The organism is Alkalibacillus haloalkaliphilus (assembly GCF_007991275.1).
Classification (GTDB): Bacteria; Bacillota; Bacilli; order Bacillales; family Alkalibacillaceae; genus Alkalibacillus; species Alkalibacillus haloalkaliphilus.
Genome location: NZ_BJYA01000025.1, coordinates 14,563 through 38,966 on the forward strand (window position 1 = coordinate 14,563; position 24,404 = coordinate 38,966).

Consider the following 24,404-nt stretch of genomic DNA (forward strand, 5'->3'; position numbering starts at 1 on the left):
AATTTGCTCAGTGGGATTAAAAAAAGTCGTGATCATTTAATCACGACTTGGTAAGTTCCTTTTTACTTGAGGGGAGAATCATCTAAATGAACAAACTCATATCCTTCTTCGATTAATTGTGGAATAGCGTTCATAACACCATCTCTCGTTCCGCTACTCGGTTGATTCATGTGTAGAAGAGCAATAGAGCCAGGTTCTGCTTGAAGTAATGACTGTTCGACTTGTTCACTAGAATAAGTCCCACCAGCATCCCCTAAGACGTTGTAATTAACAGCTTCAAGCCCCATATCTTGAATCATCTCGACAGCTATCTCATCATAATAGGCTGTCCCAGACCTGAAAAAGCTAGGTGTTTCACCAGTTAACTCATAAATGTATTGCTGGTTTGTTTGAACCTCTTCATATACTTCTTCAGGACTGCTTGTGCCATCGATCCCCCAAGCTGTACGACCACTTACTGATAGAGGTAAATGGTCAGTACCATGATTTTCAATTTGGAACAACGGGTTTTCAGCTAATTGTATAAAGGTTTCTTCATTATGTTCGATCCAGTCTTTGTTAACAAATAGCGTAGCTGGGATTTCATGCTCGGTTAAAAAGTCGATTAACTCTTCGTCATACCCTCTTCCATACGGTCCTCCACAAGCATCGAATGTTAATGCAATAACTTCTTCCTCTGTATCGAGTTGTGTTTTGACTCCTGTAACAAATTCACCCCACTCGTGACTTTCGCTTGAATACTGTTCAGGGTCTATATTTGGTCGTGAAGATGCGTTAATTGATGTTCGTTCAGATATGAAGTGATCGCTACTTCCGTGGTCGTTAGCGCTATTGACCTCACTTTCATTTAAACCAGAGCAGGCCGCTATTGTTATTAAAACAATTAAAACTAATAAACGAGTTAATTTCATAAGATACCTCTATTTTAGTTGGAATGTAATATGATCAAATTCTGCCTTTAAGCCTTCACCTTGTTGAACTTTTAGTAAGCCATTTTCTAATTGATAGATGTTGTCACTAGTCTCTTTCAATTTTAAGTCATTCGTTAAAAATCTTTTATAAGTTTCCACATCTTCAGTGTTAACTTCAATCGTTGAAAAAGGTGTTTGATTGATGAGCGCAACGTCATTTGGAATGTTTCCTTCACCGCTCCACTCGATTAAAAATGGTAAAGTTTGATTAGTCTCTTCAAGGTTAGGAAATAGCATTCGCCACTCTAGCAACGAACCGTCAGTTTTTCGTCGACTACCTGGAAACGGTCCTTCGTATTTAATCCCTTCTTCATTGAAGTAATTAATGTAATAATCGATATCACTAACACGTAAGGCAAACTGGATCGGGCCTTCAATATTGTTATGTCTCGCTTTGGCCGTTTGGCGGATAAGTGGATTATCAGATTGATTGGCAACAGACTCATCCTCAACACCGAGCCATTCAATGTAACTATTATTCTTCATGAAAGCTAAGTAATTATACGTCCCCCAAAGCTCATGCCGCCCACCAGGAACGCCGACTAAGTTATGAAAGTTTGAAAACATCTCTTGGTGTTGTTTTGGATCAGAGGAATGGATAACAAGGTGGTCAAAAGCAACCATGAAAACACCCCTTTAATAATATTATTTTAATTGAAAAGCTTGAGCTAGCTTTTCATAAGCTTCGAGACGTTTCTCAAATGGTGAAACAATCGTATTAACGATTATTTCATTTACTTGAAACTGTCTAGACATATATTCGAGTTGTTGTTTGACACTTTCGACACTGCCGACAATCATTCTATTTCTATTTTCTATTATACGCTGTTGTTCAAAGTGGCTAAAGGTTTGTCTGCTAGCTTCTTCTGGTTCTGGGAAGTACTCACGAATTTGTCCTTGATCAGCCATTAGTAAAGCAACATCTAAACTTGAAGCTAAATATTCAGCTTCTTCTTCAGTATCTCCAACAACAACAAAAACTGCAATACTTGCCTCAGGCTCTTGTTGCAAAGGGGAAGGGATGAAATTATGATAATAACGTTCAACAGCTGCTGGTCCACCATCACCATTGATGAACTGGGCAAATGTGTAACTCGTACCTAATTCACCTGCTACGTGGGCACTAGCACCACTTGAGCCTAGCATCCAAACTGGTGGAGTTGTTTCACTCATTGGTGTTGCTTGGACTAGATAGCCTTCTGGGTCATTTCCTAATATGTAATCGATCAGTAATGAAGCTTGTTGAGGATAGTTTTTAACATCTGGGTACTTCCCTCGATTTAGAGCATAATTAACACCAGGCATGCCACCAGGTGCGCGACCTATACCAAGATCAATACGATTTGGGTATAGAGCTTCTAAAACACGAAACTGTTCGGCTACTTTAAAAGGACTGTAGTGGGGGAGTAGTACTCCACCAGTACCAACTTTAATCTGTTCTGTTTGCGCTGCAATGGCTGGGATTAACATTTCGGGAGCTGAACCAGCTAAGCTTTTTGTGCTGTGGTGTTCACTCATCCAAAAACGCTTATATCCTAATTGATCAACGTGTTTAGCTAATTGAATTGTTTGTTGTAGAGCTTGCTTTGGTGTTTCGTTTTTTAACAATGGAGATTGATCTAGCACACTTAATTGTATAGTCATATTCGACACCCTTTTGTAAATAAGTTATGATTATAATTGTTTTAGATTTACGTTTAAAATTCAATTGATATGCCTATAAGAGTGAGGGAAAATGAACATGGGGAAAAAAGCTGTAGTTTGTAATCGTTGTAACAAAGAAATTACTGACCGAAATGACTTAATGACAGGTAACGTTAAAATGACTGTCAGACCGTTTCATGAAAAATGCTTTAAAAAACGTGTAGAAGAAAAGAAGGAAAGAGCGTCAATGTTCTTTGATGCAATGCCGTTTAATGGCCGATATGCTAACATTATGACGGTGATTTTCTTGTTATTATTTGTAGCGTTTTTAACTTTCATTGAAGTACCTGGTATTGCTTTAGTTCTTGTGCTTATTTATCCAATCTATCGCTTTATTAGTTGGATTGCCATTGAACTAAGATTACCAAGTAAGAGTTGAGTTTATAAAATATAGTTAAATAAAAATCCCTAGAACATAATGCTGTTCTAGGGATTTAGTTTATTACTCATGTTCTTTAGCTAAGTTCGATAGACTTTCAGCTGCTTCATTAACTTCAGCATAAGATTCACTTAACTGCTCGACTATGTCATTTACATTCGCTAGTTTTGCTTCCATTTCATCATTTAACGCTTTACTTTCATGTGTGTTAGTTAAAATATCATCAAAAAATGTATTCGTACGTTTCATGCTTTCAGTGCCATCTTTAATTAAAGTCGTCGTTTGTGAAACATCCTTTGATACTTGATCAATCTGTTCGTTAGTTGTGTTAATTAACTCAGTAATGTTTTCAATCGAGCCTTTCGTTTGATCAGCTAATTTCTTAACCTCTTGAGCTACAACAGCAAAGCCTTGTCCTAGCTCACCAGCACGGGCTGCTTCGATTGATGCATTTAACGATAATAGATTCGTTTGTTCCGAGACATCTGTAATGAAGTTTAAAATCTCATTAATTTTACTAGATGCTTCTTCTAGTTTATTCATTTCGTTATAGATTGAATTCATTTCTTGTTCAATTTCCGCCATCTTATGTAGCTGGTTATCTAAATCAGCTTTACCTGTGTTTGATTGATTTTCAACAGTAGAAGCTGTGTCGACAGTTGTTTTAGAGAAAGATCTAATTTCATTTGAATGTTCAAGTAATTGTTTCATAGCAAGATCTGTTTGATTAGAAATTTTCACTAATTCATCTGACATACGATTGATTTCATTTAATAAGTTATTCTGTTTTTCATATTGCTCTTCACGTATACGCTTATTTTCTTGTTCAAACGTTTCTAACACGAGCTGCTGTTCAATGTTTAAGATTTTTGACGTTGCTGATAGCGCTTTGAAAATATCATCTTTATGGCTAAAGTGGTCAAAATAGATTTGCTGAAACGAGTTTAATAGATCTTGGAATGCACATAAGTACCACTTAGGCATTAGCCCGATCTTGACGTGGGCATAGGCGATATACTTTCGTTGGTCAACAAATTCGTGATCAATTACCCCATTAAACATTTCTTGAATGTGACGAGTCAGTGTTTGTTTTAATCGTTCAACTGAGCTATTATGTTGGATAATTTTCATTAAAGAAGGTTCGTGCTCAATGTTGGCATAAAATTGAACAACGATCTCCTCGATGTGCTCAGTTACAATCGGTTTTAATGCCATTAATGTTGCAAGGTCTTCTTCGGTTAGGTTCACCATTTTTAATTGCTTTTCAAGGTCTGGTTGATTGGTCGTATCAATAGTGACATCATCTAAAAATGATTCCACTACTAAAGTAGACTCTGCTTGTTTTTGAAGTTTAAACATTTTAACAACTCCTAGGAACTAGTTCGTTTGTCCTTAGTATAGTAATAATATCTTAGAAAGTAAATTGAATTTTCGACTAATAAATATGTTTTTCGACCTATTTTGTACAAACAGCAATGCCTAGTGGGTAACGAATGCCTTCTCGCTTAGGTTCTATTAAAACACCGTTTTGATAGTAAAATTGCGACGTGCTGTAACTTGTAAATAGTGCTTCAAACTCTTGTTCCGTTAATTGGTGAACATGGAATGGTGAGCCACAAGGTTGACCACGACCACGTCCAAATGGTGTTGAGACAACTAATGTGCCTCCGGGTTTTAATAAGCGATAATAGTTATTTAATAAAGCTTGTTCTTCTGCAATGTGTTCGATCGTTTCAAAACTTACGATGGCATCGAATGTTCCGATAAGGTCGACTAACGTTGCATCAGTGGCGTTAGCTTCAATAAACTGTGTTTTGGGGTGATAATATTCACCTTTGGCATAATTAATTACCTTTGGATCAAGGTCAATTCCGACCACTTCTTCGACTTCACGCTTCCGACTTTTAATAATCATATGACTGCCATAACCTGATCCACAAGATAAATCTAATACTCTTCCATGTAAGTAGGGTAATGCAAATTGATAGCGTGCAATATGTTCTAACAATAATGGATTCATAGGGTCCATCATTTTCGGTATGACGCGCTCACCTGTATCTTCAATCATTAATTTCCCTCCTAAAAAACTATTATGCCAAATGTTTAAATAAGTTAAAACCTTTTTGACGGTCGTTTGCTAACAGCCTATAATAATTGTATCTTGAAGATAGGCTGAAATCGTTCGTTACCATACAAGAGCATGAAAGAGGATGATTGTCGTGAATGAAGCAGAATACCAAAAAAGAAAACAAGACCCATCATTAAAATTGTTTGTCGTATTATCGAAAGCTTCTAGAACATTAAATGATTTAGCACAGATGGATATGACAAGGTACGGTTTAAATCCGACAGAGTTCGCTTTGTTGGAGCTGTTGTACCATCGTGGTAAACAACCATTACAAAAGATCGGTGAACGAATTTTACTAACGAGTGGCAGTATTACTTATGTCGTCAACAATTTAGAGAAAAAAGGGCTGTTAAGTCGAATTCCATCTCCTCAAGACCGTCGTGTAACTTATGCAGAAATAACGGATCAAGGTCGAGATTTGTTAAATGAGATTTTTCCAAAACACTGGGAAGAGCTTGAACGGTTTATGGACGGTTTGACAGATGAAGAAAAGTCACAAGCGATTGATCTTGTGAAAAAGCTCGGCCGTTCAGCTGAACAATACAAACACATTTAAATTGAATAAACCGTGATAAACACACACCTCTCTTATGTTTCATAAAATAATACACATTGATATGGAAGATGAGGGAGGTAAGTATTAAATGTGTCGATATGAGTCTAGTGTTTATCCATGGGCTACCGGTCCATATGATCCATATTACCAGTATCCACCATACGGTTATGAAACGCCAGTTGATATACCAGTAAATTATCAACAGTTTTATCCTAATTATCAAGATTATCAGAGCTACCCAGATTACGGATCTTACCATGATTATCAAAGCTACCCAGATTACGAAACTCACCAAGGTTATCAAAGTTATCTAGATTATGAAAATGATCAAGGGTTTGAAGGTTACATGAATATGCCTTATGAACAAGAAAACCCAATGTACAGTCAATTTATGAACCCGAATGATTATCAGGGGTTTCAAATACCTGGTCAACATGCGATGACACCAACACAGAAGCAAATGTTATTGCAATATTTCCAAGATGAAAATGGTGAAGTCGATTTGGATAAAGTGTTTAAGACGTTAGGGCAAGTTGTTCAAATTACCCAACAAGTTTCACCAGTAATAAAAACTTTAAACTCAATGGTTCGTGGATCTTAATTATAAATTAAGATATGAGAGTCCTAGAGCCTTAATTTGAAAGAGGCTGAGACAGAACTAATTGTAGAAACACAAAACTCGAACGAAATCACTTATAAATTCGTTCGGGTTTTTACTTTTGGCCCGCTCCATCAAAATGCTTCGCTTTCCGTGGGCGGCTGGTGAGCCTCCTCGTGCTACGCACTGTGGGGTCTCACCCAGGCCTTTGCTCCCACAGGAGTCTACGCATTTTGATTCCGCTAAGCGACTGTTCAATTAATCCACAAGTCTAATTGTTCGTGTTTTCATAACATTCCAAACCTTTTGTCCCAACCTTTTTTGTGCCAACTTTGAAGCGTCTTAATTGCTTGCTCAAACTCAGTATCTCGATTGTTTGACGGCATCGTAAAACCTATATAAGCAGTTGTGATTTATCACAATAATGGTGAAGATACCACGTTTGCTTCATTGTTAATGTATGGCTTCGTTTCATAAAAACATTACGCATATGCTTGCACTTCTTACGGTCATAGTCATCAAATATGTTCTGAACAAGACGTCGCACACAATCCAATGCCCAATAAATGTAACGTACAAGATTAACGGTATTTGCATGAGTTATGGTGGTATGAAACAAGGATAACAAATAAGGAGTTAGCATGCTTTTTTATATTCTTGGTTAAAGCACAGAGTTGGTATCAGGTGAGGAGCGAAGGTGGCGACTCCAGCGGGAACAGCACGAGTCTCGAGACCCCACAGGCCCCGCATTTTGGGCCGAGGAGGCTCGAGCCGTGCCCGCGGAAAGCGTCCACCGAGAGCGGATCACCTAAAACCAACGGTTCCGGTAAAAGGTACCCAACTTTTTTGTGAGATTTTGTACATCTAACAAATATCTTAGAGCCTATTTTTTATTGTCCACTTCACCAATATTTAAAAAATATAAAACAGTCTCATAATTTGCTAGTGCAATATGTTAAAATAGTTAGGGTTTCGAATTTTTATGAAGGTAGGAATTTCATGTTGCAAAAGGAAAAGGTCATTAATACACCTTTTTATTACGGTTGGTTGGTCGTATTTGTATCGGCTTTAAGTGTATTTTTCTCTGGACCTGGACAAACATTTGCTATTTCGATTTTTATTGAGTATTACATAGCAGACTTTGACTACTCGAGAACGCTTGTTTCGGGGTTATATTCAGCGGCTACATTATGTGCTGGATTTTTATTATTTACAATTGGTAAGTTAACTGATCTATATGGACAACGACTTATGATGGTTATAATTGGACTTTCTTTAGCTTTCGCAGCTTTATGGAATGCCTTCATAGTTGGTCCGGTTATGATGTTTTTAGGTTTTTTCATGTTACGTTTATTCGGTCAAGGTTCAATGACATTATTACCGAATACATTAGTGCCACAGTGGTTTATGAGGAAGCGTGGACGAGCATTAAGTGTTATGGCGATTGGAGGCTTTGTAGGTGCTGCATTAATTCCTCCACTAAATACATACATGATCCAAATGTTTGACTGGCGAACAGTTTGGTTAATTTGGAGTGGAGCTTTAGCTTTCATCTTTGTACCATTGGCAATATTAATTGTCCGTAATAAACCTGAAGATATAGGCGAAGTAATTGATGGACAAATAAAGCCTGTTCGTTCAAAAGGTCCATCGAGGATTCCTCTGTTTGTAACAGCAAGTCTTTCAGCACTAGTTTTAGTCACTATGATTCCAACGATCGATCAGTATTTACATGAATTATTCACTTGGTTTCCTTCTATGTTTTGGCGTATTTTAATATTTACAGCATCTTTCATTGGTGTCATGGTACTAATTAGAAATCGCTACATTCATCAACCTTCACACACAAAAGAGCGAGTGGGGGAGGAAGAACAAAAAGAAGAGTACGATGATGAAGTTAGTTGGACGTTAAAAGAAGCGGCAAAAACACGCGCATTTTGGATGATTTTATTTTGTGTCAGTGTACCAGCATTAACGAATACAGGAATTACGTTCCACCTTGTATCGATTTCAGAAGGAAAAGGGTTAACACCTGAAGTTGCTGCGATTGTTTTATCTTTAATGGCAATCATCGGTTTTCCTGTTACGTTTATATCTGGATATTTAGTAGACAAAATAAAAGTTCATTACGTGCTCTCAATTACGTTTGTTATTCATATTGTTGCAATTATTTGGTTGTGGCAAACACAAAGTGCGACTGCATTTATTATATATGGTGTCATCTGGGGCATTGCGCACGGGTTTGAACGAATTACGCTCAATATCGTATGGCCTAATTATTTTGGAAGACAGCATTTAGGGAGTATTAAAAGTATCGCACAGTCTGTCATGGTAGTTGGATCAGCATTAGGTCCGTTACCGTTTGGTTTTTTCTATGATAGGTTAGGTGGATATTCAGAGATTTTATTACTGTCATTACTACTGCCTTTAATAGCTGCCATATTTGCATTTATATCACCGGCACCGAATTATAATGAACAGAAAAAACGGTAAGGAGCTTGTTTAGCTCCTTACCGTTTTATTGATCATCTTCTAAAAATGAAATAACTATGCCGCCTTCACCAGCGTAATTAGCAACTAAAGGTCCCATTTCGACAGTGTAATCTTCATCTTGATTATACTGCTCTTTAATTTGACTCATTAATTTTTGAGCTCTACTTTCACAATTTCCTTGCGACATAACAATTGTTTTACCTTCAAGTGTTTTTGAATATTCACCAATCTGTTCAATTAAGCGGCGTAATGCTTTCTTTTCTCCGCGTATCTTTTCAGTGACCTCAATTTCCCCTTCATCTGAAGCTTTCATTAACAATTTAATGTTTAACGTTTTAGCAATCGTACCGCGGAACTTATCAAGACGACCGCCTTTAATTAAGTTTTCAACAGTTTTTAAAGAGAACAGTGTAACGGTCTTCTCAACGTTTTGCTTTGTTTGGTTAACAATTTCATGAAAATCTACACTTTTAACCTTCATTTTAATAGCTTCATTGAGTAATAGAGTAACACCACATGAAGCGGTTTTCGTATTAATGATTTCTATTTCGCGGTCTGGCTCTTCATCTAAAATCATGTCTCTTCCAATGACTGCATTTTGATAAGTTGCGCTTAAGTTTTTAGTTAAAGAAAGAAGTAAAATAGGTGTGTTAGCATCTACTTCTTTAAATGCTTCATAGAAATCATTTGGACTTGGAGCGGAAGTTTTAGGAATGTCTTCCATCGCATTAAACTTCTCGTAATACTGATCTGTTGTTAGTTCGACTCCAGCTTTGTACACACCATCATCAAAATGAATGTTCAAAGGAATTTCTTTAATGTTAAACTTCTCTGCAAACCCTTGTGGTAAATCTGCTCCACCATCCACCATAAATTGAATACCCATACCATCACCTCTATAAAATTATTTTATAAATTATGTTTCGTTAATAACTTTGATTTTCCTCTTTTTTGATGTACTAATAATGAATAACATTAGACCAATAATAACAATTGATCCTCCTAAAAACTGAGACCAAGTAACAAGCTCTCCTAGAATAAAGTAAGCCATAATGGAAGCGCCTATTGGTTCAAATAAAACGCCCATTGTAATTGTTGATGCACTTACCCACTTAATTGCCCAGTTAAATAATGTATGGCCAAAGAAGGTTGGAATGATAGCTAACGCTAAAAAGTACATCCAAGTTTCTCCTGTGTAACCTGTAAAAGATGTTCCTAAGACAATATTATATAAGATTAACGTGATGGAACTAACGCCATATACAACAAAAGTATATGTCATTAGTGAAACACGTTTTCGTACATTTTGTCCAAATAAGAAATAACCGGTAATGGCTATTGCACCCATTAATGCTAAAAAGTTTCCGACTAGAGCCATTCCGCTAATCTGAAAATCGCCCCAACTAATGATGACGCTACCAGTAAAGGCGATGATCATACTTAAAACAGCTCCGCTCGTAAATCGTTCTTTAAAAAATAAGTATGTACCTATAAAAGCAAATATAGGTTGGGTTGTGACTAACACAACTGAACTTGCGACTGATGTATGGTTAAGTGATTCGAACCATAAGATGAAATGTAATGCTAAAAATACACCAGCAGCAGCGGAAAACCACCAGTCACGTCGCGATATATGTTTAAACTCGCCTGTATGTTTCCAAAGTATTAAAGGAAGCATGATCAATACGGCTAATAATAAACGATAATTAGCGATCATCGATGAAGGAGCATCAGCTAAACGAACGAATATCGCTGAAGTAGATACGGCTACAACGCCAATGGCAATTGCTATATATGGTGCAAGTTGTTTATTGTTCATACTGTCACTCCTAACCCTCCTACTCTTATATTCGAGTTTTCCCTTTATATCTCGCAAATAGAATAGGTCCTAGTGCAAGGCCACCAATTAGGCCGAAAATGTGACCGAAAATATTAATGTTAGGTCTGAATGTAAGGAATAATCCTACAATAACAATAATGATTATGATTTGCCTACTATTTGAATCTATTAGTTCAGGTTTCATGAACAGTAAGTATAAATATATACCGAATAAACCGAAAATGGCACCAGAAGCACCAATGTTTGCTGTTGCAAGAGATGCTAAAAATAACGTTGCGAAGTTCGCAATTATTCCCGCGCCTAAATATGCTAAAATAAATTTAAACCGTCCAAGCATCGCTTCTAATGCAGGGCCAAATAAAATTAAACTAAACGTATTAAATAATAAGTGCGTTGGTTCAACATGAACGAAAATCGATGAAATTAAACGCCAATATTGATCAAAGTAAATAATAGCAAAATTCCAACCACTTAATAGGTCACGAAGCTCTGTTGAAATGTTAACGAGTAAAAATATGATGATATGTATAACGGCAATCGTTGAAATAACAGGGTAAAAACGTAAGTATTCTTTAAAGCTTTCTGTGCGTATAAAAAACATAATTAAACGCCTCACTTATAATGTACATATTTCCTTTAAGAATACTAATCTTTGCGAAAACTTGCAATAAGAAAGAAGGGCATAACATGATTACAGGGACTGGAATCGATATTACAGAATTTGATCGAATCAAACAGTTAGTAGAGAGACAACCACGATTTCCTAAAAGAGTATTAACTGAACATGAGTTACATAAGTATTATAATTATCAAAATGAGCGAAGGAAGATGGAGTTTTTAGCTGGTCGATACGCTGCCAAAGAGGCTTATAGTAAAGCGGTTGGCTGTGGTATCGGTGAAGAGTTATCTTTTCAATCTATTGAAGTTTTATCGAATGAAAAAGGACAGCCACACGTTAAGTTAAATGGAGAGAAACAGTTAGGGACACACATTTCAATTTCCCATAGTGAAGCTTATGCCATAGCTCAAGTAATAATTGAACAAGTTTGATAGCTAGTCTGCATATTCATACTCCTTGTCTCATATAGTGTATTGCGGGTAACAAAAAGGGTCCGATGTGCACATTGTCACCGCAACCGAATAGATCGTTTGTTCAAAAAGTGAACAAGCAATGAAAATTGAGACGAAGGAGTTGTCCAAATGAAAAGAAAATTATTTCTCTTCTTATCCATTATGTTAACCGCTGTTCTCTTAACTGCATGTGGAGAAGAGACTGTAGACGACGTTCTACAATCACTTGATGACCAAGTAGCTGACATGTCGAGTTTCAAAGCTTCTGCAGAGATGACAATGACAACTGGGGAAGAATCACAACAATATCAAATTGATGTTTGGCACAAAAAAGAAGATTATTTCAAAGTTGTTATGAATAACATGGCTGATGAACAAGGTAATCAAGTCATTTTGCGTAACGATGAAGGTGTATTTGTTTTAACTCCTTCGATCAATAAGAGTTACAAATTCCAAAATGACTGGCCGAAACAACATAGCCAACCGTACTTATACACCTCGCTTGTCAGTGACATTATCAGCGATAGTGAACGAGAGTTCCAAATGACTGATAACTATTATGTCTTTAAAGTGAAGACAAACTATAAAGGTAATCAGCAGTTACCTTTCCAGGAAGTTTACTTCCACAAAGGATCCTATGACCCGGCGTTAGTTAGAGTTCAAGACCACAACGGTGAGACGATCGTTGAGGTAGATTTCACTTCTTTTGAATTTGATGTAGAGATTAGTGACGAAGAGTTTGATACTGAGCAAAACTTAGCTGAAGGTGCAGTGAGCGTACCAACAATGACTGAGTTGGAAGATCGCGATATGGAAGTGTATTTCCCATCATTTGTACCTGAAGGTGTAGAGGCTTCTAGCGAAGAGGTAGTAGACTTTGAAGATGGCGAGCGGGTCATCTTATCATATGAAGGTGAAAAGCCATTTACCCTCGTGCAAGAGAAATTCGACTCTTACCCTACAAGCTTAATGGTTCCAGTCCATGCAGGCGGTGACATGGTTGACTTAGGCTTTGCTGTAGGTCACTTAACGAACAATTCGTTAGAGTGGGAGTTAGATGGAATGCGCTTTGTACTAGCGAGTGAATCGTTAACTGTTAATGAAATGGTTCAGATCGCACAATCAGTAGAATCTCAAATGATGAAATAAGGAAAAGTAACATTCAAATAGTGTTCATTAGGTGCCCAAAGTAATCTTTGGGCATTTTCTGTTTGCGTCAAATAAGTAAATAACAAGTCGAATGGATATTTGACATGCCTTGTGGTAGAAATAGATAATATAATGTAAGCTCAATAAAAAGTGGAAAAAGAAGGTCAAAGTTATGGTGAAACAATTTTATCGAGATACGTGGGCAGAAGTTGATTTAAATGCAATTAAACATAACGTCAAGCAAATGAAGAAAATATACCCATCACCAAAGTCAGTGTATGCAGTTGTTAAAGCAAACGCATACGGTCACGGTGATATCCAAGTAGCTGAAGCTGCAATAGAAGCGGGTGCTAACAAGCTAGCAGTCGCTTTACTAGACGAAGCGTTACAATTACGAGAAAGTTTCCCAGATGTTCCGATTCTCGTTTTGGGGAGGATTCGCCCGAGCGATGCACAAATAGCAGCTGATCACAATTTAACAGTTACAGTGTTCCAAAAAGATTGGTTAGTAGAAGCATCCAAACAGTTAACAACTAAGTTAAATATTCATCTCAAATTTGATACAGGAATGAATCGTTTAGGTATAAGAACGAAAGATGAAGCGTATGATGTATTAAAAGAGCTAAAATCGACAACTATGGTAGTAACAGGGGTTTATTCACATTTAGCAACTGCAGATGAAAATAACGAAGCTCATCTTGAAAAACAGTTTGAGCGTTTCAAAGAGTCTTTGAAACTTCTACAAGACAATATTCCGAATAAGGTAGAAGTACACTTAGGTAATTCTGCTGGCGCTATGCGATTTCCGAACTCTATGTATGATGCTGTAAGGTTTGGTATTGGCATGTACGGTTTATACCCTTCTGATCTCGTTAAACGTGAAACAGGAATTCCGTTAAAACCAGCGTTTTCACTAATTAGTCAATTAACACATGTTAAGAAAATAAATAAAGGTGATACAATCAGCTATGGGGCAACATATACCGCTGAAGAAGATGAATGGATTGGTACAGTCCCTTTAGGTTATGGGGACGGCTGGATTAGAAAATTGCAAGGCTTCCATGTATTAATCGATGGTAAGAAGTACCCTATTGTAGGTCGAATATGTATGGATCAATTTATGGTGAAGTTAGATCAACATAAACCGGTCGATACGAAAGTGACAATCATAGGTGAAGAAGGCGGGGAAACCGTTTCGACAGATGATGTCGCAACTCACCTTGAAACGATTAATTATGAGATTCCTTGTATGATTAATGAACGAGTTCCGAGGGTCTATATTGATTAACAAACGCTAGAAATAGCGACACAATAATATTCTGCTAAAGATTTTCCTTTACGAAACTTAGCGAATGATGTTATGATGTTTTTAGATTTGTTGTTCGTAAAATGTTGGGGGTGTAAGGATGTCAGAGTCTTCGAAAGAGGTAGTTGTTCAATTACCGATGTCTTTACTGAATGAGTGCGATGAGTTGGTTAAGAATGAGGAAGATGTAAGTGATCGTCAGCAGCTCATTCTACATGCTATTAATAGCTATGTGAAAGAAGAAAAGAAACGTAAAATTAAAGAAAAGATGCGCCGTGGTTATGTAGAAATGAGGAATATCAACTTAGATATCGCATCTGAAGCTTTCCAAGCTGAAGAGGAGGCTGAAACCACTCTAGAGCGCTTAGTGAGTGGGGTGTAATTAACTTGTACGTTAAACGAGGCGACGTCTACTACGCAGACCTGACCCCCGTGGTAGGCTCTGAACAAGGCGGTGTTCGCCCAGTTCTTATTATTCAAAATAATATAGGGAACCGATTTAGCCCAACAGTAATCGTTGCTGCTATTACTGCTCAAATTCAAAAGGCAAAATTACCGACACATGTCGAAATTGATGCTGAAAAGTACGAATTTGAGCGTGACTCTGTTATTCTTTTAGAACAGATTCGGACAATCGACAAACAACGGTTAACTGATAAGATTACAACGCTAGACGAATACTTAATGGGTCAAGTAGACGATGCGTTACAAATTAGTCTTGGGTTATTAGATTTATAGTGATTATAAAGAGGCCACCTTTTATGAGTATGTATAATACATATTGATAAAAGGTGGTCTTTTCGTCTTAAATAAGGGGATATGCTCCTCTATACTTTATATTTTTCCCAATATAAACTATAATAAAACCATCTTGAATAAGATGGTAAAGTTTTCTGACAAATTAAGTAGAAATTAGTCAAATTAAATGGTAAATTGTAGTTAACATAATAATATGGAGGTACGTCATTCGTATGAACCTAAAAGAACTTGTATTAGAAAATAGTGATGAGATTGTTAGCAGGTGGGTTGAAAAACAAGGGAACCATTCGTTACAAGATTATAGCTCAACAATATCAAATGATATGATTAAGCAAATGAACCATGAGTTCGCAGACATTATCATTTCCAGCTTGAAAGAAGGCGGAGCGAACTTAGAAAACTTAGATGATTTCGCTGAGAAAGTGGTTAACCTTGGGTGGCCGTTTGGCTATATTACTGAAGGACTACAAATTTTTCGAACGGAAAGTATTAAGTTTGTTCTAGACCAACAAGGAACGGAAAATAAAGAAGAATTTATATATGTAATGGACGGGATTAACGAGTGGATCGATCCGTTAAAAACGAGGCTTATGAATCAATACTCAGCAAATTGGAATAACATTATTTCTTTACAAAAGTTAGCCTTAGAAGAGTTGTCAGCACCGTTAATTCCAGTGATGGATGAAATAACAGTTATGCCATTAGTTGGAACGATTGATACAGACCGTGCCAAACTAATTATGGAAAACTTGCTTAGCGGTGTCGTTAAAAACCGTACGGACGTTGTCTTAATAGATATTACAGGTGTCCCTGTCGTTGATACAATGGTCGCGCATCACATTATACAAGCTGCAGAAGCGGTTAGATTGCTAGGTGCAACGTGTATTTTAGTTGGTATTCGTCCAGAAATCGCCCAGACGATCGTTAACTTAGGAATCGACTTAAGTCAGTTCCCTACTAAGAGCTCACTTAAGAAAGGTTTTGAAACTGCTTTAGAAATTACAGATAAGCAAATTGTATCAAACGATGATAAGAAAGAAGACGTTGAAGAAATCTTAGATGCGATTGGGAAGGAGTAATGAACGTGCGTGTACCAATTTTAAAGTTGCATAATTATTTATTAGTTTCAATTCAAATAGAGTTAGATGACCAAACAGCGATGCAATTTCAAGAAGACTTACTAAGTAAAATTCATGAAACAGGAGCAACTGGAGTTGTTATTGATTTAACATCAGTTGAGGTTGTCGATTCATTTATTGCTAAAGTATTTGGAGATGTAGTATCAATGGCTGATTTAATGGGAGCAAAGGTAGTATTCACTGGTATACAACCAGCAGTTTCGATGACATTGATTGAACTCGGTATTTATTTAAAGGAGGTACCAACTGCATTAGATCTAGAGCAAGGTATTATTAAGTTAAGACAAGAATTGGAGGAGAAGTGATGAAAGAAACGGTATCCTCTGTTGTTATTAAAAAAGAATGGGATATTGTTGGTGCGCGACAAGCGGGAAGGCAACTCTCTCAAGAACTTGGCTTTGGTTCTGTAGACCAAGCTAGAATTGCTACTGCTATATCAGAGTTGGCCCGCAATATATACTTGTATGCAAAAGAAGGAGAAATTTCCTTTGAAGAGTTGTATGACTTACCTAAAGTAGGTCTTAAAATAGTTGCGAGAGACAAAGGTCCAGGCATTAATGACCTAAGCGCTGTAATGCAAGATGGTTACTCCACTTCTGGTGGTTTAGGTGCTGGTTTACCAGGTGTTAAAAGGCTGATGGATGAATTTGATTTAGTATCAGACGAAGAAGGCACCAAAGTGACCGCCATCAAGTGGGCCCGGCCATAGGAGGGGTACTAATTGAGTTCGTTACAATCAGATATGCAAGATTATAAAGACTTACTATCGAAATACTTGGAGACTAAAGATGAAGCAATTCTTTATCAAGCTGAACAATTTAGTAAGCAATCTATTCAACAAAATATCTCTCCGGATGAAATAGTAAATGTTCACTATCAAGCCTTGAAGGAGATCTACCCGGACCTTCACGAACAAATAGAAGGGTCCTTTAAATTTTTAATCGAAACGATGATTTCGTACGGCTTAGCCTATCAAGAGCATCAAGTATTACGTGAAAAACAAATCGAGTTAAAGTCTGAGATCGGTGTGGCAGCTAATATGCAAAACACGTTACTTAAAACATCAGTCCCTAAAACACATGCCATTGATATAGGTGTGAAGTCTGTACCAGCTAAAGAGATGAACGGTGATTATCATCATTTTATTAAAGATGAACAAGGTAATGTCGGGGTTGCTGTCGCAGATGTAATTGGGAAAGGGATTCCTGCAGCTTTTTGTATGTCGATGATTAAATTTGCAATGGAAAGTTTCTCAGAGAACCAAATTTACCCACAATGGATCCTAGACTCATTAAACCGTGTCGTTAGTCGAAATGTTGAACAAGGTATGTTTGTTACAATGTTTTATGGTTTGTATGATGTCTATACACACCAGTTTTACTATGCATCTGCTGGGCATGAACCATGTTTTATTTTAAGGAATGAGACGAAAGAATTTGAAGAGATTGATGCAAAAGGTTTGTTGCTTGGTGTTGAAAGCGCCGTTAAGTATGAGCAACTTAACACTTCCATTCATGAAGGAGACTTAATCGTGCTACTTACTGATGGTGTGACAGAGTGTCGAGTGGATGGGCGCTTCATAGAACAAGAAGAAGTGTTAAATATAATTAAGGAACATGAACATTTAAACTCACAAGAAATTGTTGAGCACGTATTTAAATACTTTGAGCGCTTACAAGACTTTCAACTAAGGGATGACTTTACACTAGTTGTTATGAAAAGAAATTCTAGCCTAAGTGTTTAACGACTTGGATATGCGGGTATATGCTTTAAAGTATATACTAGAATGGGGGATTCAAAATGAACTTACATGTTGAAGATCATCAAGAAGACAAATATGGCATATTAAAACTATCAGGTGAAATTGATGCCTATACAGCACCTCAATTAAAAGAGAAGCTTTTAACTTTAGTTGAGGAGAAAGAAAGTGTTGAAGTTGATCTAACAAAAGTAAGTTATATGGATAGTACTGGGTTAGGTGTTTTTATTAGTGCCTTAAAGCTATCAAAAGAAAAAGATCACAACTTTAAGTTAATTAACCTACAAGAAAACGTTTATCGTTTATTTAATATTACAGGTCTTAATGAAGTCATCAATATTGAAAATACAATTGAGGGTGAATTGTCATGAAGCAAGCATTTGATTTCGTAGAGATGAAGCTACCCGCAAAGTCTGAATTCGTTGGTGTTTTGCGGTTAACAATTTCTGGAGTTGCTAACCGTATGGGTTTTTCATATGAAGAAATAGAAGATTTAAAAGTAGCAACTTCTGAAGCTATTACCAATGCAGTAAACCATGCTTATTTCGATGAAGGACCCGGTGAAGTGACGATTGGATTCGGGTTATATGAAGATCGGTTAGAAGTTATGGTTGCTGACCGTGGAGGTAGCTTTGATCTGAAAGAAGTGAAAGAACAAATCGGTCCGTATGATGAAAAAGAGTCAATTGAGGATATGAGAGAAGGAGGGTTTGGTCTCTTCTTAATCGATGCCCTAATGGACAAAGTTGAAATTAATAATAACCATGGCGTAATCGTCCTAATGACAAAGTTTTTGTACGAAAATGAGGTGGGGCAAAATGACGACCAAATCTCAACAACACAATAGTGGAGAAGATATTTACGAACTAATTGATTATTTACGTGAACACCCAGAAAGTGAAGAAACGCAAGAGAAGATTATTTATAAATACGAAAACTTGGTTCATTCATTAGCAAAAAAGTATTCTAAAAACAGCGAGATTCATGAAGATTTAGTCCAAGTAGGTATGCTAGGTTTAATGGCTGCTATTCGTCGATATGATGGTTCGTATGGCAAGTCTTTTGAGTCTTTTGCTGTACCGACAATTATTGGTGAGATTAAACGTTTTATTAGAGATAAAACGTGGAGTGTCCATGTTCCTCGTCGGATAAAGGAATTAGGGCCAAAGATTAAATCAGCAGTTGAAGAATTAACGACAGAAAATCAACGATCACCGTCTGTGGCTGAAATAGCAGATTATTTAGGTGCTTCAGAAGAAGAAGTGTTAGAAACGATGGAAATGAGCCAAAGTTATAACGCTCTATCAGCTGATCGTCAAATTGAAGCGGATGCAGATGGTAGTACAGTAACGATCTTAGATTTAGTCGGCGACCGTGAAGAAGGGTATGAACAAACAGATTATAAGCTATTAATCGAAAAGATTATGCCTTTACTAAGTGAGCGAGAGCAAGACATTTTGAAGTGTACGTACTTTGAGAACTTAAGTCAGAAAGAAACAGGCGAACGCCTCGGTTTATCCCAAATGCACGTTTCAAGATTACAACGTCGTGCATTAAGGAAGTTAAGAGATTCCTTGGGTGAAGAAGATCTGGAGGTTTTATTTTGATTGATAAGAAAGACCGCATGGAGGTTGCTACTTTTCAAAAACCGAAAAAAGGCAACTATCATTCCGGCGACTCTTATTTTTATATCGAAACTGATGATGGTTTTCTTTGTGCTTTGGCAGATGGTTTAGGAAGCGGTGAAGTGGCTAAAGACTCAGCAGATGCTGTGATAGGTGTTATTAAAGCTGGCTACACTAAACCTTTAGATGAGTTAGTACACTTAGCGAACGAGGCTCTAGTTGGTCACCATTTGCGCGGTTGTGTATTAGGAATATTGCGCGTTAATTATCGTGATCAATCATACTCCTATGTATCAATTGGAAACATTAGTGTAATTGCAGTTGACCACTATGGTAAGAAAAAAAGAAACATTCCTGTCCCAGGCTACCTATCAGGTGTTAAGAAGTCCGTAAAAGTCCATAATGGTGAATTGCAAAATGGAGCTGTTTTCTTTATGTTTTCAGACGGCGTTAACGAGCGTAAATTAACTAAAGAATTTTATAGTCATCAAACGATGGATTTAACCATTCAATGGTTTACGTTACAACAAGAACATTATATGGACGATGATACAACGTTAATAGCTATGAAATATAGCAAGTAAATTAATGAGGGTGACGAGTTAGTCGCTCTCATTTTTTATTTGTGAAACAAGAAATTCATTGTTTTTGATTTTTTGTTACAATATTAACGTAAGATTGATTTATTAGGAGGAAACGCTTTGGCAGAATTACAAAATGATTTAGTACAAGTAGTATCTAAACAAGTGAACTTTCAACCTGCAATTATTACAACCGTGATTCAAATGATTGAAGAGGGAAACACAGTTCCTTTTATAGCAAGATATCGTAAAGAACAAACGAAAGGGTTGGATGAAACAGAAATCCAATCGATCAAAGAAACTTATGATTACCAACAACAGTTACATAATCGAAAAGAAGAAGTAATTCGGTTAATTGATGAGCAAGATAAATTAACCGATGAGTTGAAGAAAGATATTTTAAGCGCTACTCAACTTCAGCGTGTAGAAGACTTATACCGTCCATATAAGCAAAAGCGTCGAACAAGAGCGACGATTGCGAAAGAAAAAGGTTTGGAACCGTTAGCGCAGCTCGTATGGAAGCAAGATGGCATTCAAGTTGAGAAAGAAGCAGAGCAATACCTTTCTGAGGAACATGAACTTGCTGATATTGAAGCGGTAATACAAGGGGTTAATGATATTATCGCTGAATGGATCTCAGATGAACCTGCATTCCGTGATGACATACGTTCGTATACTTTTAAACAAGGTGCCATCACGACAGAGTTGAAAAAAGGCGCAGAAGATGAAAAAGAGATCTTCCAAATGTATTATGAGTATCGCGAACCAGTGAAAAGTATGGCTTCTCACCGTGTACTTGCTGTTAATCGTGGTGAAAAGGAAAAAGTGTTGAAAGTGGCAATCGAACCACCTGTTGATACTATTATCGATTACATTAAGCGAGCAGTCATTAAAAATAGAGAAACTGAAGAAGCAGCTATTATTAATGCGGCGATCGAAGACAGTTATAAACGATTAATACAGCCATCGATAGAAAGAGATATTCGCACATCTTTAACTGAAGAAGCAGAAGAGCATGCGATTGATATTTTTGCGAAAAACTTGAGAAACTTATTACTTCAGCCGCCATTAAAAGGTAAAACGATTTTGGCAGTAGACCCTGCCTTTAGAACAGGTTGTAAACTGGCGATTGTTGATGAGACAGGCCAAATGAAGTCAGTAGATGTTATTTACCCAACTGAGCCCCGTAAGGACGTTGCGGGTGCTGAAAAGAAAGTTCTAAAAGCACTAAATGACTATCCGATTGAGTTAATCGCAATTGGAAATGGTACGGCTTCACGTGAGACAGAGCAATTTATTGCTGATTTAATTCAGAAACATAACCTTGATGTCGCTTATTTAATCGTCAATGAAGCAGGCGCTAGTGTTTACTCTGCGTCTAAATTAGCAAGAGAAGAATTCCCAGATCTACAAGTTGAAGAGCGCTCGGCTGTCTCGATCGCTAGACGTGTCCAAGACCCACTTAGCGAGTTAGTTAAAATTGACCCTAAATCGATCGGTGTAGGTCAATACCAACATGATGTAAGCCAAAAGAAATTAAACAACTCACTGTCTTTTGTTGTTGAAACAGCGGTTAACCAAGTCGGTGTTAATGTTAATACAGCATCATCGTCGTTGTTACAGTATATTTCCGGTTTAAACAAAACGGTAGCTAACAATATCGTTAAGTATCGTGAAGAGAATGGGAAGTTTACAGATCGTAAACAAATTAAAAAAGTCCCACGCCTTGGTAACAAAACATATGAACAAGCGATCGGTTTCTTAAGGATTTTAGATGGAAAGAATCCACTGGACAGAACCTCAATTCACCCAGAAAGTTACCAAGTAGCTAAAGACTTATTGGACCAGTTAGAGCTTACAACTTCAGACATTGGTTCAGAGCAAGTTCGTCAAAAATTAGGCGAGAAGTCTATTGAACAATTAATGGATGGATTAGATGTTGGTAAATTAACGCTACAAGATATTGTAAGTGACTTAAAGAAACCAAATAGAGACCCGCGTGACGAGTTACCTAAACCTCTATTAAAGACTAACGTATTGTCTATGGAGGATTTAGAACAAGGTATGGAGTTGCAAGGAACAGTACGAAATGTAGTTGATTTCGGTGCCTTTGTTGATATTGGAGTAAAACAAGATGGCCTTGTCCATATCTCCAAATTATCTAACCGGTTTGTCAAAAACCCATTAGATGTAGTTGCAGTTGGTGATATTGTTACAGTGTGGATTGATGAAGTAGACGTTAAAAGACAACGCATTGCTTTAACAATGATTCCAGTAACGAGCTAATCATTAAGCAACTTTTTATAGTAAAAGAACCAACATTGGTTTAACGTCTTAATTTGTTGTATATCTTTAGAAGCATAAGCTTTTAAAAATTGATTTTGTAACCAGCTAGGCATAGACATCACCTTTAAAATAAGTTTTGTCATTATAATATGCATATACAGCTTGTTTGCTACCGAATTTTATTAAGAAGTCTTGATATACCAAACGCCCCTTTCGTGTTTGGTATATCAATTTTAATGTGGGTGAAGAGAAATGGAACAGTTTGAGTTAGAACAGTTAACAGACCAATTATCAAGAAAATACTTTGATAAACCTTTTAACCATCATGTTTGCTTTAACAAACGACTAAGAACAACCGGAGGAAGGTATATACCTGCTAAGCAAACAATAGAAATAAACCCAAAGTATTTACTTGAGTTAGGGACAGATGAGTTGATTGGCATTATTAAACATGAGTTGTGTCATTATCACTTACATATAGAAGGAAAACCATACAACCATCGAAGCAAAGAGTTTAAAGAGCTGTTACAGAAAACAGGCTCTCCACGCTACTGTGAACGACTTCCTTCTGAAAAGAGTAAAGAAACATATCTGTACAGATGTGAAAAGTGTGGTTTAACGTTTAATCGAAAAAGAAGGATCCAAACATCTCGTTACCGATGCGGTAAGTGTAAAGGGAAAATTGTTACAATCAATTAGTGATCTAAAAATACAAAACTAGTGTTGACTGTTCTATTTATCACATGGTAAATTATAAAAGCCGTAACGAAGAGAGTGGTTCTTTCACGGCTTATAAACAAAACGTTAAATTATTTACTTTTAAGTAATTGACATAAAAAACAAGTTGTTATATTATACTTTATGTCGCAACAACTTAGAGAACGTTAAAACGTAATTATGAAACTAGAAGTTACGTTTTTGGCACCTTATGAACTTAATAAATTTCTCTTAAAAACACTTTACATTGAACTTAAAACATCTTATAATTATCTAGCGTTGGGGTAAGCAATTACCTTAACAAACGAAAAAGTTCATTTTATATTCCAGCGTAGCTCAGAGGTAGAGCAGTTGGCTGTTAACCAATTGGTCGCAGGTTCGAATCCTGCCGCTGGAGCCATGGAGAAGTACCCAAGTGGCTGAAGGGACACCCCTGCTAAGGGTGCAGGTCGCGTAAGCGGCGCGAGGGTTCAAATCCCTCCTTCTCCGCCATTTTAATTAAACGGCCCATTGGTCAAGTGGTTAAGACACCGCCCTTTCACGGCGGTAACAGGGGTTCGAATCCCCTATGGGTCATCCGGTCCGGTAGTTCAGTTGGTTAGAATGCCTGCCTGTCACGCAGGAGGTCGCGGGTTCGAGTCCCGTCCGGACCGCCATTACTTTCTTGGGCCATAGCCAAGCGGTAAGGCAACGGGTTTTGGTCCCGTGATTCTCAGGTTCGAATCCTGATGGCCCAGCCAATTTATTTAAAATTAAATAATTGTGTTTAAGTCTTTTTTTATGTCTTTTAATAGATGTTGGAAAGTTAATGAGAGTGCTAGAGGTTCTTTTGGACTCTCTTAGGATCATCACTTGCGGTCGTGGCGGAACGGCAGACGCGCTAGGTTGAGGGCCTAGTGGGGTGATCCCCGTGGAGGTTCAAATCCTCTCGGCCGCACCAAAAACTTCAAAAAAGACTTGAAACTTCATTGAGAATTTGTTAATATAGAATTTGTCGCATTTAGCGCCCGTAGCTCAATTGGATAGAGCGTTTGACTACGGATCAAGAGGCTAGGGGTTCGACTCCTCTCGGGCGCGCCATTATAAGTGAATAATCCCAAATTAAAATGCGGGTGTAGTTTAATGGTAAAACCTCAGCCTTCCAAGCTGATGTTGTGGGTTCGATTCCCATCACCCGCTCCATATATGGGCCTGTAGCTCAGCTCGGTTAGAGCGCACGCCTGATAAGCGTGAGGTCGGTGGTTCAAGTCCACTCAGGCCCACCATATAGAACTTCGAACCTTGAAAACTAAACAAAATAGCCTGTCGTCAATTCGGTTTTCTTCTAGTGATTGACTAAGAAG

Annotated in this window: 29 protein-coding genes and 9 tRNA genes; 28 read left to right on the forward strand and 10 right to left on the reverse strand. The window is 37.4% G+C overall.

All coding sequences use genetic code 11. From position 1 onward, the window contains the following. Positions 1-62: 62 nt before the first annotated feature. From AHA02nite_RS14480 to AHA02nite_RS14490, 3 genes are read right to left on the reverse strand one after another with little or no spacing between them, the layout of a single operon-like run. Positions 63-911 (reverse strand): polysaccharide deacetylase family protein, encoded by an 849-nt coding sequence (locus AHA02nite_RS14480; RefSeq protein WP_146818540.1) that lies wholly within the window; start codon positions 909-911, stop codon positions 63-65. A 9-nt stretch (positions 912-920) separates the two neighbouring features. Continuing rightward, entirely contained in the window at positions 921-1,595 is a 675-nt protein-coding gene (locus AHA02nite_RS14485) for a VOC family protein (RefSeq protein ID WP_146818542.1), read from the reverse strand. 21 nt (positions 1,596-1,616) lie between these two features. Then, a complete protein-coding gene (locus AHA02nite_RS14490) occupies positions 1,617-2,615 on the reverse strand; it encodes an LLM class flavin-dependent oxidoreductase (protein WP_146818544.1) in 999 nt (332 codons plus the stop codon). A 91-nt stretch (positions 2,616-2,706) separates the two neighbouring features. On the opposite strand from AHA02nite_RS14490, the gene AHA02nite_RS14495 reads away from it, so the two are divergent. Then, a complete protein-coding gene (locus tag AHA02nite_RS14495) occupies positions 2,707-3,054 on the forward strand; it encodes an LIM domain-containing protein (protein ID WP_146818546.1) in 348 nt (115 codons plus the stop codon). A gap of 63 nt (positions 3,055-3,117) precedes the next feature. Here AHA02nite_RS14495 and AHA02nite_RS14500 read toward each other — a convergent pair whose 3' ends face one another. After that, the gene (locus AHA02nite_RS14500; protein ID WP_146818548.1) at positions 3,118-4,413 is read right to left on the reverse strand and encodes a globin-coupled sensor protein; all 1,296 of its coding nucleotides are present in this window, start codon (positions 4,411-4,413) and stop codon (positions 3,118-3,120) included. 97 nt (positions 4,414-4,510) lie between these two features. Next, positions 4,511-5,122: a class I SAM-dependent methyltransferase gene (locus AHA02nite_RS14505; protein ID WP_146818550.1), complete on the reverse strand. Its 612-nt coding sequence runs from the start codon at positions 5,120-5,122 to the stop codon at positions 4,511-4,513. Between the two features lie 151 nt (positions 5,123-5,273). On the opposite strand from AHA02nite_RS14505, the gene AHA02nite_RS14510 reads away from it, so the two are divergent. Together AHA02nite_RS14510 and AHA02nite_RS14515 are read left to right on the forward strand one after the other, a co-directional pair. After that, positions 5,274-5,738, forward strand: coding sequence for a MarR family winged helix-turn-helix transcriptional regulator (locus AHA02nite_RS14510; protein WP_146818551.1), 465 nt, complete (start codon positions 5,274-5,276; stop codon positions 5,736-5,738). 88 nt (positions 5,739-5,826) lie between these two features. Further along, positions 5,827-6,339 (forward strand): YppG family protein, encoded by a 513-nt coding sequence (locus AHA02nite_RS14515; protein WP_146818553.1) that lies wholly within the window; start codon positions 5,827-5,829, stop codon positions 6,337-6,339. A 391-nt stretch (positions 6,340-6,730) separates the two neighbouring features. Here the strand turns inward: AHA02nite_RS14515 and AHA02nite_RS15195 are convergent, their stop codons facing one another. Further along, positions 6,731-6,979 carry a transposase gene (locus AHA02nite_RS15195; protein WP_146818556.1) on the reverse strand — a complete coding sequence of 83 codons (249 nt, stop codon included), beginning with the start codon at positions 6,977-6,979 and terminating at the stop codon, positions 6,731-6,733. A gap of 356 nt (positions 6,980-7,335) precedes the next feature. Here AHA02nite_RS15195 and AHA02nite_RS14530 point away from each other — a divergent pair, with 356 nt between their 5' ends. Further along, a complete protein-coding gene (locus AHA02nite_RS14530) occupies positions 7,336-8,829 on the forward strand; it encodes an MFS transporter (RefSeq protein ID WP_146818558.1) in 1,494 nt (497 codons plus the stop codon). Between the two features lie 25 nt (positions 8,830-8,854). Here the strand turns inward: AHA02nite_RS14530 and AHA02nite_RS14535 are convergent, their stop codons facing one another. The 3 genes from AHA02nite_RS14535 to AHA02nite_RS14545 are packed head-to-tail and all read right to left on the reverse strand — an operon-like array spanning position 8,855 to position 11,270. Next, positions 8,855-9,715, reverse strand: coding sequence for a DegV family protein (locus AHA02nite_RS14535; RefSeq protein WP_146818560.1), 861 nt, complete (start codon positions 9,713-9,715; stop codon positions 8,855-8,857). A 30-nt stretch (positions 9,716-9,745) separates the two neighbouring features. Next, the gene (locus AHA02nite_RS14540; RefSeq protein ID WP_146818562.1) at positions 9,746-10,648 is read right to left on the reverse strand and encodes a DMT family transporter; all 903 of its coding nucleotides are present in this window, start codon (positions 10,646-10,648) and stop codon (positions 9,746-9,748) included. A gap of 25 nt (positions 10,649-10,673) precedes the next feature. After that, a complete protein-coding gene (locus tag AHA02nite_RS14545; protein WP_146818564.1) occupies positions 10,674-11,270 on the reverse strand; it encodes a rhomboid family intramembrane serine protease in 597 nt (198 codons plus the stop codon). A gap of 86 nt (positions 11,271-11,356) precedes the next feature. On the opposite strand from AHA02nite_RS14545, the gene acpS reads away from it, so the two are divergent. From acpS to AHA02nite_RS14615, 14 genes are all read left to right on the forward strand, one after another. After that, positions 11,357-11,719 carry a holo-ACP synthase gene (acpS, locus tag AHA02nite_RS14550; RefSeq protein ID WP_146818566.1) on the forward strand — a complete coding sequence of 121 codons (363 nt, stop codon included), beginning with the start codon at positions 11,357-11,359 and terminating at the stop codon, positions 11,717-11,719. A gap of 150 nt (positions 11,720-11,869) precedes the next feature. Next, positions 11,870-12,889, forward strand: coding sequence for a LolA family protein (locus AHA02nite_RS14555; RefSeq protein WP_146818567.1), 1,020 nt, complete (start codon positions 11,870-11,872; stop codon positions 12,887-12,889). Between the two features lie 172 nt (positions 12,890-13,061). Next, complete coding sequence (alr, locus tag AHA02nite_RS14560) at positions 13,062-14,177, forward strand: alanine racemase (protein WP_146818569.1); 1,116 nt, start codon at positions 13,062-13,064, stop codon at positions 14,175-14,177. A 118-nt stretch (positions 14,178-14,295) separates the two neighbouring features. Further along, positions 14,296-14,577 (forward strand): antitoxin, encoded by a 282-nt coding sequence (locus AHA02nite_RS14565; protein WP_146818571.1) that lies wholly within the window; start codon positions 14,296-14,298, stop codon positions 14,575-14,577. A 5-nt stretch (positions 14,578-14,582) separates the two neighbouring features. After that, positions 14,583-14,933 carry a type II toxin-antitoxin system PemK/MazF family toxin gene (locus AHA02nite_RS14570; RefSeq protein ID WP_017186894.1) on the forward strand — a complete coding sequence of 117 codons (351 nt, stop codon included), beginning with the start codon at positions 14,583-14,585 and terminating at the stop codon, positions 14,931-14,933. Positions 14,934-15,166: 233 nt separating this feature from the next. After that, complete coding sequence (locus AHA02nite_RS14575) at positions 15,167-16,033, forward strand: STAS domain-containing protein (RefSeq protein ID WP_174758204.1); 867 nt, start codon at positions 15,167-15,169, stop codon at positions 16,031-16,033. Positions 16,034-16,038: 5 nt separating this feature from the next. Then, positions 16,039-16,398: an STAS domain-containing protein gene (locus AHA02nite_RS14580; protein ID WP_146818575.1), complete on the forward strand. Its 360-nt coding sequence runs from the start codon at positions 16,039-16,041 to the stop codon at positions 16,396-16,398. Next, complete coding sequence (locus tag AHA02nite_RS14585; protein ID WP_146818577.1) at positions 16,398-16,802, forward strand: anti-sigma regulatory factor; 405 nt, start codon at positions 16,398-16,400, stop codon at positions 16,800-16,802. Before AHA02nite_RS14580 ends, AHA02nite_RS14585 begins: the two co-directional genes overlap by 1 nt. A 12-nt stretch (positions 16,803-16,814) precedes the next feature. Continuing rightward, positions 16,815-17,837, forward strand: coding sequence for a PP2C family protein-serine/threonine phosphatase (locus AHA02nite_RS14590; protein ID WP_146818579.1), 1,023 nt, complete (start codon positions 16,815-16,817; stop codon positions 17,835-17,837). Between the two features lie 56 nt (positions 17,838-17,893). Then, positions 17,894-18,223, forward strand: coding sequence for an STAS domain-containing protein (locus AHA02nite_RS14595; protein ID WP_146818581.1), 330 nt, complete (start codon positions 17,894-17,896; stop codon positions 18,221-18,223). Beyond that, entirely contained in the window at positions 18,220-18,699 is a 480-nt protein-coding gene (rsbW, locus tag AHA02nite_RS14600; protein WP_146818583.1) for an anti-sigma B factor RsbW, read from the forward strand. Before AHA02nite_RS14595 ends, rsbW begins: the two co-directional genes overlap by 4 nt. Further along, positions 18,671-19,459 (forward strand): RNA polymerase sigma factor SigB, encoded by a 789-nt coding sequence (gene sigB, locus AHA02nite_RS14605; protein ID WP_146818586.1) that lies wholly within the window; start codon positions 18,671-18,673, stop codon positions 19,457-19,459. Before rsbW ends, sigB begins: the two co-directional genes overlap by 29 nt. Then, positions 19,456-20,061, forward strand: coding sequence for a SpoIIE family protein phosphatase (locus AHA02nite_RS14610; protein WP_246118877.1), 606 nt, complete (start codon positions 19,456-19,458; stop codon positions 20,059-20,061). The genes sigB and AHA02nite_RS14610 overlap by 4 nt, the downstream gene beginning before the upstream one ends. Positions 20,062-20,178: 117 nt before the next feature. Then, positions 20,179-22,344: a Tex family protein gene (locus AHA02nite_RS14615; RefSeq protein ID WP_146818588.1), complete on the forward strand. Its 2,166-nt coding sequence runs from the start codon at positions 20,179-20,181 to the stop codon at positions 22,342-22,344. Here the strand turns inward: AHA02nite_RS14615 and cmpA are convergent. Further along, a complete protein-coding gene (gene cmpA, locus AHA02nite_RS14620; RefSeq protein WP_146818593.1) occupies positions 22,341-22,457 on the reverse strand; it encodes a cortex morphogenetic protein CmpA in 117 nt (38 codons plus the stop codon). The two genes, AHA02nite_RS14615 and cmpA, sit on opposite strands and share 4 nt — an antisense overlap. A gap of 139 nt (positions 22,458-22,596) precedes the next feature. On the opposite strand from cmpA, the gene AHA02nite_RS14625 reads away from it, so the two are divergent. The 10 genes from AHA02nite_RS14625 to AHA02nite_RS14670 all read left to right on the forward strand — a co-directional run bounded on the left by AHA02nite_RS14625 (position 22,597) and on the right by AHA02nite_RS14670 (position 24,326). Next, a complete protein-coding gene (locus AHA02nite_RS14625; protein WP_146818589.1) occupies positions 22,597-23,043 on the forward strand; it encodes a SprT family protein in 447 nt (148 codons plus the stop codon). Positions 23,044-23,386: 343 nt separating this feature from the next. Then, positions 23,387-23,461, forward strand: a tRNA-Asn gene (locus AHA02nite_RS14630). A gap of 1 nt (position 23,462) precedes the next feature. After that, positions 23,463-23,553, forward strand: a tRNA-Ser gene (locus AHA02nite_RS14635). Between the two features lie 12 nt (positions 23,554-23,565). Continuing rightward, positions 23,566-23,637 (forward strand) — tRNA-Glu (locus AHA02nite_RS14640). 3 nt (positions 23,638-23,640) lie between these two features. Then, positions 23,641-23,717: transfer RNA gene (locus AHA02nite_RS14645), tRNA-Asp, on the forward strand. Between the two features lie 9 nt (positions 23,718-23,726). Next, positions 23,727-23,801 (forward strand) — tRNA-Gln (locus tag AHA02nite_RS14650). Positions 23,802-23,915: 114 nt separating this feature from the next. Beyond that, a tRNA-Leu gene (locus AHA02nite_RS14655) sits at positions 23,916-24,001 on the forward strand. Between the two features lie 63 nt (positions 24,002-24,064). Next, positions 24,065-24,141, forward strand: a tRNA-Arg gene (locus AHA02nite_RS14660). Positions 24,142-24,169: 28 nt separating this feature from the next. Continuing rightward, positions 24,170-24,243, forward strand: a tRNA-Gly gene (locus tag AHA02nite_RS14665). A 5-nt stretch (positions 24,244-24,248) separates the two neighbouring features. Continuing rightward, positions 24,249-24,326: transfer RNA gene (locus AHA02nite_RS14670), tRNA-Ile, on the forward strand. Positions 24,327-24,404 lie beyond the last annotated feature (78 nt).